This window comes from Allobrachymonas denitrificans DSM 15123 (assembly GCF_900110225.1).
Lineage (GTDB): Bacteria > Pseudomonadota > Gammaproteobacteria > Burkholderiales > Burkholderiaceae_C > Brachymonas > Brachymonas denitrificans.
In genome coordinates, this window is sequence record NZ_FOCW01000001.1 from 90,981 (window position 1) to 103,057 (window position 12,077).

The following is a 12,077-nucleotide window of genomic DNA, read 5'->3' on the forward strand; positions in this document are numbered from 1 at the left end:
CGCCATGCGCGCGCACGGGCTTGCTGGTCCTGTCACAGGCAATCCCCGAAGAAGCGGGCAGATGGAGCCCGGTATGATGGACGCTGGCCCTGTTGACGTGTGGAGTGAGCCCATGAAGTTGTCCCCTGCAAACCCCTTGCGTGTGCGTGCACGCGTACGCCAGCGTGTAACCGGCCTGCTGGGAGCAGGCGCCTGCCTGCTGGCAGCCTTGCCCGCAGCGGCGCAGACGCCGCCACCGCCCGTGTTGAGCACGGCCGAGTTCCAGGCCTGCCTGGCTCGTCTGCAGGGCAGCTCCGATTTCCGCGGGATCGACCCCGCCGTCTATGCCCAACATACGCGCGGGCTGAAGCCCGATGCCACGGTGCTGCCGCTGCTGAACCGCCAGCCCGAGTTCACCATGCCGGTGTGGGACTACATGGCGGTGCTGGTGGATGCCGAGCGTGTGGCCGATGGCCGTGCGGCCTACCGTCAGTGGCTGCCCACGCTGCGCCAGATCGAGCAGCGCTATGGCGTGGAGCCGGCGATGGTGATGGGCGTGTGGGGCGTGGAGAGCAATTTCGGCCAGATCATGGGCGGCCGCCCGCTGGTGCAGTCGCTGTCCACGCTGTCGTGCTTCGGTCGCCGCCAGGCCTATTTCCGCACCGAGTTTGCCAACGTACTGCGCATCCTGCAGGGTGGGCATGTGCCGGCCGAGAAGCTGACCGGCTCCTGGGCTGGCGCCTTCGGCCAGACCCAGTTCATGCCCAGCACCTTTCTGCGTACAGCGGTCGACTTTGACGGCGATGGCCGCCGCGACATCGTGAGCAGCGTGCCCGATGCGCTGGCATCCACCGCCAACTTCCTGCGCAAGGCGGGCTATCGCACGGGCGAGCCCTGGGGCTATGAAGTGAAGCTGCCGGGCGGTTTCGATACCAGCCAGGCCGGTCGCCGCAACAAGCGGGCGCTGGAGCACTGGCAGGCCCAGGGTGTGCGTCTGGTGGATGGGTCGCCCCTGCCGGCCACGCTGTCGCAGGCGGGGCTGCTGCTGCCCGCGGGTGCCAATGGCCCTGCCTTCCTGGTAGGCAAGAATTTCGACACGCTGTACAGCTACAACGCCAGCGAGAACTATGCGCTGGCCATTGCCCAGCTCTCGACGCTGGTTGCCGGCGAGAAGACGCAGACCGGTTTTGTCACACCCTGGCCGACGGACGATCCCGGTCTGAGCCGCGCCGAAAACCGCGAACTGCAGACCCTGCTGTTGGCTCGCGGCCACGATATCGGCGCGCCGGATGGATTGATTGGCGAGAAGACGCGCGCCGCGATCCGCACCGAGCAGGGGCGTCTGGGGATGCGGGCCAATGGTCGTGCCGGACAGCAACTGCTGTCGGCATTGCGCCGGGATGGCACGGCCATGCAGCGCTGACGCGGGCGGCCGGATGCAGCATTGTCTTTACAGCAAGCACTCCGGCACCAGATAATTATGTATTATTTCACGCAGCAGAATAGATGCCTCGCAGGGAGGCAGGCAGCCGCGTTGTCGGGCGCGGCAGGCAAGCAAACCGACGACAGGAACCACCATGAGCACTGAAAGTACGATTTCCACCTCCCAGGCCGCCTTGCGCGAAGCCGCCCGCGAGTACCACCGCCAACCGGTGCGCGGCAAGATCTCCGTGACCCCCACCAAACCGCTGGTGAATCAGCGTGACCTGTCCCTGGCCTACTCTCCCGGCGTGGCCTATCCCTGCCTGGACATCCAGGCCGATCCTTCCCTGGCGGCCGAATACACCGCGCGCGGCAACTTGGTCGGCGTGATCACCAACGGCACCGCCGTGCTCGGTCTGGGCGATATCGGCCCGCTGGCCGGCAAGCCGGTGATGGAGGGCAAGGGCTGCCTGTTCAAGAAATTTGCCGGCATCGACGTGTTCGACATCGAACTGGACGAGCGCGATCCGGACAAGCTGGTGGACATGATCGCCGCGCTCGAGCCCACGCTGGGCGGCGTCAACCTGGAGGACATCAAGGCGCCCGAGTGCTTCTACATCGAGCAGAAGCTGCGCGAACGCATGAAGATTCCGGTCTTCCATGATGACCAGCACGGCACCGCCATCATCTCCTCCTCCGCGCTGATCAACGGTCTGGAACTGGTGGGCAAGGATATCGGCAGCATCAAGCTGGCGGCTTCCGGTGCCGGTGCGGCAGCCATTGCCTGTCTGGACCTGATGGTGGCGCTCGGCGTGAAACGCGAGAACGTCTATGTCTGCGACTCCAAGGGCCTGATCTATGACGGCCGCCCGGGTGGTCTGGATGCCTCCAAGCAGCGCTATGCACAGAAGGACAACGGCGACCGCACGCTGGCCGACGTGGTGCGCGATGCCGACGTGTTCCTGGGCTGCTCCACGTCCAACGTGCTGACGCAGGACATGGTCAAGAGCATGGGCAAGCAGCCCATCATCCTGGCGCTGGCCAACCCCGATCCCGAGATCAAGCCCGAACTGGCCAAGGCCGCCCGTCCGGACTGCATCATCGCCACCGGCCGTTCGGACTACCCGAACCAGGTCAACAACGTGCTGTGCTTCCCCTATATCTTCCGCGGTGCGCTCGATTGCGGCGCCACTACCATCACAGAAGAGATGAAGGTGGCCTGCGTGCACGAGATTGCCGCGCTGGCCAAGATGGAAATCAGCGACGAGGTGGCTGCAGCCTACGTCGGCCAGGAGCTGAAGTTCGGCCCCGAGTACATCATTCCCAAGCCCTTCGATTCCCGTCTGATCCTGCGCATTGCGCCGGCGGTGGCCCGTGCTGCCGAGGCATCCGGCGTGGCCACGCGTCCGATCGAGGACATGACAGCCTATGTGGACAGCCTGGGTACCTTCGTGTCGCACACCGGCCTGTTTATGCGCCCGGTGTTTGCGCTGGCGCGCGAAGTGCCGGCCGGCAGCAAGCGCGTGGTCTACACCGAAGGCGAGGACGAGCGCGTGCTGCGCGCCGCCCAGCAGGCCTATGACGACGGCATTGCCGAGCCGATTCTGGTGGGCCGCCCCGACATCATCGAGGCGCGCATCCAGAAGCTGGGCCTGCACGTGCATGTGGGTTCCGGTTTCGAGGTGATCGATCCCGAGAACGATCCGCGCTTCCGCGCCTACTGGGAAACCTACCACCAGTGCATGGCGCGTGACGGTATCTCGCCCGATGCGGCGAAGATCGCCGTGCGCCGCAGCAACACCATCATCGGCGCGCTGGCGGTCAAGCTGGGCGATGCCGATGCCATGATCTGCGGTCTGGTCGGCAACTACGACAAGCATCTGGAAGCGGTCCACAACGTGATCGGCACGCAGCCCGGCCAGAAGTTTGCCGCCCTGAACGCGCTGATGCTCGAAAAGCAGACGTTGTTCATTGCCGACACCTACGTGAACGAGGATCCGACGGCAGAAGAGCTGGCGCACATTGCGCTGCTGGCCGCGCAGGAGGTGAAGCGCTTCGGCATTACCCCGCATGTGGCTTTCCTGTCGCATTCCAACTTCGGCACCAGCAAGCGTCCCAGCGCCGTCAAGATGCGCCATGCCTACGAGCTGTTCCGCGAGCTGGCTCCCGAGATCCAGGCAGAGGGCGAGATGCAGGGCGATTGCGCCATGAATCCCGAGCTGCGCCGCCACATGCTGCCTGGCAACGCCATGGAAGGCGCGGCCAACCTGCTGATCTGCCCGAACCTGGATGCGGCCAACATCCTGTTCAACGTGCTCAAGATCACCGGCGGCAATGGTCTGACCATCGGTCCGATGCTGCTCGGTGCTGCCGCCAGTGCGCATATCCTGACGCCGTCCTCCACCATGCGCCGCGTGCTGAACCAGACCGCCCTGGCGGTGGTGAACGCGCAAGCACGCCGCAAGTGATGCAGCAGGCGCCGCACCGCCTGCCGCACGCGCTCTGGCATGCTGCCAGCGAGCGCTACCGGCGTGCGGGGCGCTTTGCCTGGCATTTCGCGCGCGGCAAGCTGCGGCATGACCCGGCCTTTGCCAGCGTGCTGGCGAAGGGCTGGATCCGGCCGCAGTCGCGCGTGCTGGATCTGGGTTGCGGGCAGGGGCTGCTGGCCAGCCTGCTGCTGGCGGTGGACAGCCTGGCGCACGAACAGCACTGGCCGCAAGACTGGGCACCGCCTCCGCGTGGCTGCCGCGTGCACGGCCTGGAGTTGATGCCGCGCGATGTGGCGCGGGCCCGCACTGCCCTGGCCGACCATGCAGCCAGGGCACGGGTGGAGCAGGGCAACATCGCCCACGCTCCCTTCTCCCCGGCGGATACCGTGGTACTGCTCGACGTGCTGCACTACCTGCCGCATGAAGCACAGACGCAGGTGCTGCAGCGGGTGCACGATTGCCTAGCGCCCGGCGGGCATCTGGTGCTGCGCATCGGCGACCACGCCGCCGGCCTGCGCTTCCGTTTCAGCCAGCTTGTGGACAGGGTCATTTTCCGCGCGCGCGGGCATGCGAGCAGTTCGCTATACTGCCGCACCGCCGATGATTGGGCGCAGTTGCTGCGCGACCACGGTTTTGAAATACAGCCGGGGCGCATGGTGAGCGGATCGCTGTTCGCCAACACGCTGATGCTGGCACGCAAGCCCGACGCTGCCTGATCGCCGGCAATCCGGGGCATGGGCATGCACGCCGGACAACTGCCAACAAGAGGATTGCTGTATGGACATGGAACTGTGGTTCGCCTTCATGGTGGCGTGCTGGCTGATCGCGCTTTCGCCGGGCTCGGGCGCCATTCTGGCCATCAGCCATGGCAGCGTTTATGGCGTGCGGCGCACCAGCGCCACCATTGCCGGCCTGCAGACGGGCCTGCTGGTGATCCTGCTGGTGGCGGGCCTGGGCGTGGGCTCGGTGCTGATCGCTTCCGCCACGGCCTTCACCGTGCTCAAGGTGCTGGGTGCGCTCTACCTGATGTACCTCGGCATCAAGCAATGGCGCAACACGCACGGCATGCTGGAGGGGGATGTGGTGCAGCAGGCCGTGGCCGAAGGGCAGGGCGACTGGAAGAAGCGCTTCATGACCGGCATGCTCACCAATGTGACCAACCCCAAGGGCATCGTGTTCATGGTGGCGGTGCTGCCGCAGTTCATCAATGCCAGTCGGCCGATTGCGCTGCAGCTGGCCATCATGGCGCTGACCATGACGCTGATCGACATCGTGGTGATGCACGGCTATGCCCTGAGCGGGCGCATGCTGCGCCGAGTGCTGACCACGGCGCGTGCCGTGCGCTGGCAGAACCGGGTATTTGGCGGCGTGTTCGTGGCCTTGGGAGTGGCGCTGCTGTTCACGCAGCGCGTGGCGCGGCCGGCTGTGCCTGCCTGAGGATCAGGCCAGCGCCAGCGCGCCCAGAAACACCACGAATCCAACCCAGTGGTTCTGCCGGAAGGCGACGAAGCAGGGGCCGCGTTCGCGCGTGCGGATCAGCAGGTAGTGCCATCCGACCTGCGCCAGGGCCACCAGCAGCGTGATCAGCCAGGCGGCGTGGCGCCAGCCGGGGTGGTCGAGCGTGGCACCCAGGTTGGCGTGCTGCCAGAAGATGGTCCACCAGATCGCCTTGTGCACCAGGTAAAAGCCCATGATGGCGGCCACATCGAAGCGGCCGAAGGTGATAGCCGAGGTCTTGATGCCGATTTTCAGGTCGTCGTCGCGGTCGACCATGGCGTACTCGGTATCGTAGGCCAGTACCCAGCACAGATTGGCCAGCAACATCCACCACACGACGGGCGGAATCTGGTTCTGCACGGCGGCGTAGGCCATGGGCAGGCCCATGCTGAAGGCCATGCCGAGCACGGCCTGCGGGATGGAGAAGAAGCGTTTGGTGTAGGGGTAGAGGATGGTGACAGCCAGGGCGGGAACGGACCACAGCACGGTCAGCCAGTTGGTGGTCAGCACCAGCAGGAAGGACACCAGTGCCAGCACGCCGCCCACGCCCAGCGCCTCGCGCACGCTGATGCGGCCGCTGGTGATGGGACGGTTGGCGGTGCGCTTGACGTGGCGGTCGAATTCGCGGTCGGCCACGTCATTGATGCAGCAGCCGGCGCTGCGCATGAGGATGGTGCCCAGGGTAAAGACGATGATCAGGTGCCAGCCCGGAAAGCCGCGCGCGGCCAGCCAGAGGGCGGCGAGGGTGGGCCAGAGCAGCAGCAGCCAGCCGGCAGGGCGATCCCAGCGGATCAGGTCGAGATAAAGACGGAGACGTTCTTGCATGACTCCGCGATTGTAAAAGCCGGCTGTGACAGGCGATCGCGGTGGCGGAAGCAGCAGAGAAGAACGCTCGGAAGAAGCTGTGCCGCGTGCAGCCTGATCAAGGACATGCTTGGCGGCCCAGCGGCCCAGCGGCCCAGCGGCCCAGCGGCCCAGCGGCCCAGCGGCCCAGCGGCCCAGCGACCCACGTCCCGCGAAGTCTCAGGACAGCCGCTGCACCCCTGGCAGTGAGCAGGCATACACCGCGTTGCGCAAGGCGGCAATGGCCTCGTAGCGCGTGAAGCTGCGGCGCCAGGCCAGCACGACGCGGCGCGTGGGCACGTCATCGGGCTGGAACGGAATGTAGCGCACGAAGGGTGCATCGCTGTGCGGGCTGAACAGGGCGTCCGGGCGGGCGTTGCCTGCTGCGGGCAGGGTGCCGGTGGCCGTTCCGGCATTCCCCAACTCGGGCGCCGCGGGGGAGTGGCTGTCCGTCTCGGAGGCAGCGGAGCGACGCGTGCGGCCCGAAGTGCCTGCTTTGGATGCAGACGGCTGCAGCAGTTCCGGTGGCACGCTCAGCGCCGGCACCAGCGTCACGCCCATGCCGGCCGCCACCATGTGCTTGATGGTCTCCAGCGAGGAGCCCTCGAAGCTCTTCTGGATGCCGTCGGCATGGCTGGAGAAACGCGCGAACTCGGGGCAGACTTCCAGCACATGGTCGCGGAAGCAATGCCCGGTGCCGAGCAGCAGCAGGTTTTCCTTGCGCAGTTCCTCGGCGCTGACGCTGGATCGGGCCGCCAGCGGGTGGCTGGAGGGCACGGCTGCCCAGAACGGCTCGTCGTACAGCGCGGCCTGCGCCAGGCCCGAATCGGGAAAGGGCTCTGCCAGGATGGCACAGTCGATCTCGCCCGAGCGCAGCATCTCCAGCAGCTTGCTGGTGAAATTTTCCTGCAGCATCAGCGGCATCTGCGGCGTGAGCGCCATGTTCTGCCGCACCAGATCGGGCAGCAGGTAGGGGCCGATGGTGTAGATGATGCCCAGGCGCAGCGGGCCGGCGAGCGGATCCTTGCCGCGCTTGGCGATGTCGCGGATCAGGTTGGATTGCTCGAGCACCACCTGGGCCTGGCGCACCACCTCCTCGCCCAGCGGGGTGAGGGTGACTTCGCTGGCGCTGCGCTCGAACAGCTTCACGTCGAGTTCTTCCTCCAGCTTCTTGACGGCCACGGACAGCGTTGGCTGGGCCACGAAGCAGGCCTCGGCAGCGCGCCCGAAATGGCGTTCGCGCGCAACGGCAACGATGTACTTGAGTTCGGTGAGCGTCATGACAGCAATCGAAAATGTCTGCCGGCATGGTAACAGCCCCGCAGCGCAGATCCTGACCCCCAGATGCGGTACAAGCGCCACAGTTCACCCTAGGATAAACCCCCGATCTGCAATGTCATGGCACATCGGGCTTTCGGGTAAGCTGAAGGTAAGATATAACTGCACGCCGAACGGTCGTGCTATTTGGTGCGACCCAACAATAACAGCCACACGCTGACAGCAGGCCGGCAGCGGGGGCACAAGGAAGACATTGCATGAGCGAATTCATTGACAGCCGCCCCTGGCTGGCTGAGTACCCCCCCGGCGTGCCGGTGGACATCGACACGAGCGGTTACAGCTCGCTGGTGGACATGCTGGAGCAGATGTTCACCCAGTTTGCTGACCGCACGGCCTTCACCATGATGGGCCGGGACATGAGCTTTTCCGAGCTGGATCTGGCCAGCCGTTCGCTGGCGGTCTATCTGCAGAAGATCGGCCTGCAGCGCGGCGACCGCGTGGCGGTGATGATGCCCAACATCCTGCAGTACCCGATTGCCGCCATGGCCATCGTGCGTGCCGGCATGGTGCTGGTCAACGTCAATCCGCTCTACACCGCGCGCGAGCTGGAGCACCAGCTCAAGGATTCGGGCGCCAAGGCCATCTTCATCGTCGAGAACTTTGCCCACACGCTGGAGCATTGCCTGGCACACACCGACGTCAAGCACGTGGTGGTGGCGGCCATGGGCGACCGCATGGGCATGCTCAAGGGTCTGGTGATGAACTACGTGGTGCGCCACGTGAAGAAGCTGGTGCCGGCCTACAACCTGCCGGGCTCGGTGCGCTTCAACGATGCGCTGGGCAAGTATCCGGCCAAGCAGTACCAGCCGGTGCAACTGGGCATGAACGACATTGCCGCGCTGCAATACACCGGCGGCACCACGGGGGTGGCCAAGGGCGCCGTGCTGCTGCACCGGAACATCGTGGCCAACGTGCTGCAGTGCGAGGCTTGGTACCAGCCGGGCCTGTCGCAGCGTCCGGCGCACCACCAGTTGGGCTTTGTCTGCGCGCTGCCGCTGTACCACATTTTCGCCTTCACGGTAAACATGCTGCTGTGCTCCAAGCTCGGCGGCAAGAACATCCTGCTGCCCAACCCGCGTGATCTGGGGTCGGTGATCAAGGAGCTGCAGAACCACATCTTCCACAGCTTCCCCGGCGTGAACACGCTGTTCAACGGGCTGGCGCACCACCCGGACTTCGACAAGGTGGACTGGAAGCACCTGCGCATCACCGTGGGTGGCGGCATGTCGGTGCAGGGCGCCGTGGCCAAGCTCTGGCTGGAGAAGACCGGCTGCCCGATCTGCGAAGGCTACGGCCTGTCGGAGACCAGCCCGGTGGCGAGCTGCAACCCGGTGACCAATACCGATTTCACCGGTTCCATCGGCGTGCCGGTGCCCAGCACGATGATGAAGCTGGTGGATGACAACGGCAACGAGGTGTTCAACCTGGAGGACCGCGGCGAGATCGCCATCAAGGGCCCGCAGGTGATGGCCGGCTACTGGCGTCGTCCGGATGAAACGGCCAAGTCGCTCACGCCCGACGGCTATTTCAAGACCGGCGACATCGCCATCATGGACAGGCGCGGCTATTTCACCATCGTGGACCGCAAGAAGGACATGATTCTGGTGAGCGGCTTCAACGTCTATCCGAACGAGGTGGAAGAAGTGGTGGCGTCCGTGCCGGGCGTGCTGGAGTGCGCGGCGGTGGGCCTGCCGGACGAGAACTCGGGCGAATCCGTCAAGCTGTTCGTGGTGCGCAAGCCCGGCAGTGATGTGAGCGAGGAAGACATCCGCGAGCACTGCCGCGAGGACCTGACCGGTTACAAGCGGCCCAAGACCATCGAGTTCCGCGAGGCGCTGCCCAAGACGCCGATCGGCAAGATCCTGCGCCGCGAACTGCGTGACGAGGAAATGAAGAAACTGCAGGCCCAGGCCTAGGCCAAGGCAGCGTGACACGGCAAGTGCATCATTCCCTGCTATGCTAGTGCCATGGTCAAGATGATTGTGAAATGGCTGCTCTATGCAGCCGCTCTGGTGCTGGTGGCCAACCTGGTCAGCGGCATTACCGTCAGCAGCTTCGGTTCTGCCTTGCTGGCAGCCGTGGTGATTGGCCTGCTCAACCTGCTGGTGCGTCCGGTGCTGGTGGTGCTCACGCTGCCGGTCACGGTGATCACGCTGGGGCTGTTCCTGCTGGTGATCAACGCGCTGCTGTTCTGGTTTGCCGGCAGCATCCTGGCCGGCTTCAGTGTGTCGGGATTCTGGGTGGCGGTGCTGGGTGCCATCGTCTATTCGCTGATCGGTCTGGTGATCGATGCGGTGGTGGAGAAGGTGCTGTAAACGCTCCGGTACCCAGAGGCAGAGAAGGCACCCATGAGGTGCCTTTTTCATGCGCCAACTGTGTGCGGGCCGGGACGTACGTGTTGCGGCTGGACAGCATGCAGGCGCCCGGCTGGAGCGCGCCGGGCGGTAGGGCGGTCCTCAGTCCTTGCACACCAGCTGGCCGCTGGCATCCACCACCGGCTCACCGTCTTCCTTGCTGAAGGCACCCTGCTGGGGCTGGTCCAGAATCTCCAGCACTTTCTCGGACGGACGGCACAGGGCCGCGCCCTTGGGTGTGACCACGATGGGGCGCTGCAGCAGGATGGGGTGCTGCACGATGAAGTCGATCAGCTCTTCCTCGCTCCACTTGGGGTTGCCCAGGTCGAGTTCGGCATAGGGCGTGCCTTTCTCGCGCAGGATGGCGCGGGCCGGCAGCTGCAGTTGCTGCAGCAGGGTGCGCAGGGCCGCATGGTCGGGCGGGGTCTTGAGGTATTCGACCACGGTCGGTTCGATGCCGGCATTGCGGATCAGGCCGAGCACGTTGCGCGAGGTGCCGCATTTGGGGTTATGGAAGATGGTGGTGCTCATGGGCAGACTCCGGGTATCAGGTCAGACAATGCGCCGGATTGTGGCATGCCGCCGCAGCGGCGCGGCTTACTGTTCCCAATAGCCCGGATCGCCATACCGGCTCTTGAGGTAGTCGATCCACAGGCGCAGGCGCAGCGGCAGGTGCTTGCGCTGGGTGAACACGGCGTAGATGCCGTTGGGCGGTGCGGCAAACTCGTCCAGCAGCGATACCAGCCGGCCGCTGGCTATGTCGTTGGCCACTTCCCAGGTGCTGCGCCAGGCGATGCCGTGGCCGCCCAGGCACCAGGCGTGCAGCACCTGGCCGTCGCTGCAGTCCAGCGGGCCGCCGGGCTTGATGTGCAGCAGTTCGTCGCCTTCCATGAAGGCCCAGCCGCGCGTCTGCGAGGCTTCGCTGCTCAGGGTCAGGCACTGGTAGCGCTCGCTGTCCAGCAGTTCGCGCGGGTGGCGCGGGGTGCCGTGGCGGCGCAGATAGGCCGGCGTGGCCACGCACAGGCGACGGTTGTCGGCGAGACGGGTGCTGACGAGGGAGGAGTCCGGCAGGTCGCCCACGCGCACGCCGCAGTCAAAGCCTTCGGCGGCCAGGTCGACGACGCGGTCGCTCAGGTTGAGCGAGATGCGCACATCGGGATGCAGTTCGTGAAACAGCGGCACCAGCGGCGCCACGTGGCGGCGGCCGAAGCCGGCAGGGGCGGTGATGCGCAACTGCCCGCTGGCGCGCACGCTGCCGGCGCTGACGGCGGCTTCCATGTTGGCGACATCGGCCAGGATGCGCGCGCTTTCTTCCAGAAAGGCTGCGCCTTCATGCGTGAGGGTGAGGCGGCGCGTGGTGCGCACCAGCAGCTTCACGCCCAGGCGCGCTTCCAGTGCATCCAGCCGGCGGCCGATCATGGCCGGGGCCACTCCTTCGGCCTGCGCAGCGGCGGTCAGGCTGCCGCGCTGTGCCACCGAGACGAAGGTTTCGATCTGCTTGAACTTGTCCACGATGCATGATCATAGCGGGCGGGGCGTTGTGGGGTGCCTTCACCGCGGCGGGCAGGCGACGGATCTGCGCCCTCAGCCCAGGTCGAGCGCCTTTTCCAGCTGCAGGAAGCAGCGCATGCAGTCGTCGGCAGAGCGGCCTTCCAGGCCGTCCAGCGGATCGCTCTCGCTGACGGTGGCATAGCCGAGGCGGAAATCGGCGAAGCGGCGCTCGGGCAGTTCGCGCTGCAGCAGCATGACGATGTTGCAGTGGCGTTCGTCCTGCTCGATGGAGCGCATGATGTCCAGCACCTGGTCGCGCGGGCCCTCGAGCTGCTGGCAGAAACGCTCGCCATTGAAGACGAGCAGGCCGGTCACATCCTGGCACTGGTTGCGCTCGCGCGCCACCTTGAGACTGGGCGCCACTACCGATGCCGTGTGTCCCGGAGCCAGGGTGCTGACGTAAAGAAGCTCGAAAAGAGGCATGACACGGGATAACACGAAGTTTCGGGGCAGGTGCCATTATGCGAAAAACCCCTGATGGCGGCAAGGAAACCCCGCTTGTGCTTGATCCATCGCAGGAAGTGGGGGATTTCCGACGCTGCCGGTTTTTCCGTGGGCGTTCGGGTGTTTGCAGGAGGTACGCACCGGTCACCGGCAGTACACT

The 12,077-nt window shown here is 65.6% G+C and carries 11 protein-coding genes; 6 read left to right on the forward strand and 5 right to left on the reverse strand.

Annotation, left to right across the window (positions count from 1 at the left end; translation table 11 throughout):
* Positions 1 to 112: 112 nt before the first annotated feature.
* The 4 genes from BMW28_RS00405 (at position 113) to BMW28_RS00420 (ending at position 5,327) form a co-directional block, all read left to right on the forward strand.
* Complete coding sequence (locus tag BMW28_RS00405) at positions 113 to 1,402, forward strand: lytic murein transglycosylase (protein WP_091812718.1); 1,290 nt, start codon at positions 113 to 115, stop codon at positions 1,400 to 1,402.
* A 154-nt stretch (positions 1,403 to 1,556) separates the two neighbouring features.
* Positions 1,557 to 3,869, forward strand: a complete 2,313-nt coding sequence (locus BMW28_RS00410; protein ID WP_091812720.1) for an NADP-dependent malic enzyme — start codon at positions 1,557 to 1,559, stop codon at positions 3,867 to 3,869.
* A complete protein-coding gene (locus tag BMW28_RS00415; protein ID WP_091812722.1) occupies positions 3,869 to 4,606 on the forward strand; it encodes a class I SAM-dependent methyltransferase in 738 nt (245 codons plus the stop codon). The genes BMW28_RS00410 and BMW28_RS00415 overlap by 1 nt, the downstream gene beginning before the upstream one ends.
* A 61-nt stretch (positions 4,607 to 4,667) precedes the next feature.
* On the forward strand, positions 4,668 to 5,327 hold the full coding sequence (locus BMW28_RS00420) for a LysE family translocator (protein WP_091812724.1): 660 nt from the start codon (positions 4,668 to 4,670) through the stop codon (positions 5,325 to 5,327).
* A gap of 3 nt (positions 5,328 to 5,330) precedes the next feature.
* Here BMW28_RS00420 and ubiA read toward each other — a convergent pair whose 3' ends face one another.
* Both ubiA and BMW28_RS00430 read right to left on the reverse strand, forming a co-directional pair.
* Positions 5,331 to 6,212, reverse strand: a complete 882-nt coding sequence (gene ubiA / locus BMW28_RS00425; protein ID WP_091812726.1) for a 4-hydroxybenzoate octaprenyltransferase — start codon at positions 6,210 to 6,212, stop codon at positions 5,331 to 5,333.
* Between the two features lie 198 nt (positions 6,213 to 6,410).
* A complete protein-coding gene (locus tag BMW28_RS00430; protein WP_091812727.1) occupies positions 6,411 to 7,511 on the reverse strand; it encodes a LysR substrate-binding domain-containing protein in 1,101 nt (366 codons plus the stop codon).
* A 266-nt stretch (positions 7,512 to 7,777) separates the two neighbouring features.
* On the opposite strand from BMW28_RS00430, the gene BMW28_RS00435 reads away from it, so the two are divergent.
* Together BMW28_RS00435 and BMW28_RS00440 are read left to right on the forward strand one after the other, a co-directional pair.
* A complete protein-coding gene (locus BMW28_RS00435; RefSeq protein ID WP_091815257.1) occupies positions 7,778 to 9,484 on the forward strand; it encodes a long-chain-fatty-acid--CoA ligase in 1,707 nt (568 codons plus the stop codon).
* A 51-nt stretch (positions 9,485 to 9,535) separates the two neighbouring features.
* Positions 9,536 to 9,883, forward strand: a complete 348-nt coding sequence (locus BMW28_RS00440; protein WP_091812729.1) for a phage holin family protein — start codon at positions 9,536 to 9,538, stop codon at positions 9,881 to 9,883.
* A gap of 141 nt (positions 9,884 to 10,024) precedes the next feature.
* Here BMW28_RS00440 and arsC read toward each other — a convergent pair whose 3' ends face one another.
* From arsC to BMW28_RS13215, 3 genes are all read right to left on the reverse strand, one after another.
* Positions 10,025 to 10,453 carry an arsenate reductase (glutaredoxin) gene (gene arsC, locus BMW28_RS00445; RefSeq protein ID WP_091812731.1) on the reverse strand — a complete coding sequence of 143 codons (429 nt, stop codon included), beginning with the start codon at positions 10,451 to 10,453 and terminating at the stop codon, positions 10,025 to 10,027.
* 66 nt (positions 10,454 to 10,519) lie between these two features.
* On the reverse strand, positions 10,520 to 11,434 hold the full coding sequence (locus BMW28_RS00450) for a LysR family transcriptional regulator (protein WP_091812733.1): 915 nt from the start codon (positions 11,432 to 11,434) through the stop codon (positions 10,520 to 10,522).
* 72 nt (positions 11,435 to 11,506) lie between these two features.
* The gene (locus BMW28_RS13215) at positions 11,507 to 11,911 is read right to left on the reverse strand and encodes a BLUF domain-containing protein (protein ID WP_327020803.1); all 405 of its coding nucleotides are present in this window, start codon (positions 11,909 to 11,911) and stop codon (positions 11,507 to 11,509) included.
* Positions 11,912 to 12,077 lie beyond the last annotated feature (166 nt).

Coding starts and splice junctions, on each gene's coding strand:
- BMW28_RS00420 (WP_091812724.1), top strand. CDS start 4,668: ATGGACATGGAACTGTGGTTCGCCTTCATGGTGGCGTGCTGGCTGATC.
- arsC (WP_091812731.1), bottom strand. CDS start 10,453: ATGAGCACCACCATCTTCCATAACCCCAAATGCGGCACCTCGCGCAAC.
- BMW28_RS00415 (WP_091812722.1), top strand. CDS start 3,869: ATGCAGCAGGCGCCGCACCGCCTGCCGCACGCGCTCTGGCATGCTGCC.
- BMW28_RS00410 (WP_091812720.1), top strand. CDS start 1,557: ATGAGCACTGAAAGTACGATTTCCACCTCCCAGGCCGCCTTGCGCGAA.
- BMW28_RS00405 (WP_091812718.1), top strand. CDS start 113: ATGAAGTTGTCCCCTGCAAACCCCTTGCGTGTGCGTGCACGCGTACGC.
- BMW28_RS00430 (WP_091812727.1), bottom strand. CDS start 7,511: ATGACGCTCACCGAACTCAAGTACATCGTTGCCGTTGCGCGCGAACGC.
- BMW28_RS00440 (WP_091812729.1), top strand. CDS start 9,536: ATGGTCAAGATGATTGTGAAATGGCTGCTCTATGCAGCCGCTCTGGTG.
- ubiA (WP_091812726.1), bottom strand. CDS start 6,212: ATGCAAGAACGTCTCCGTCTTTATCTCGACCTGATCCGCTGGGATCGC.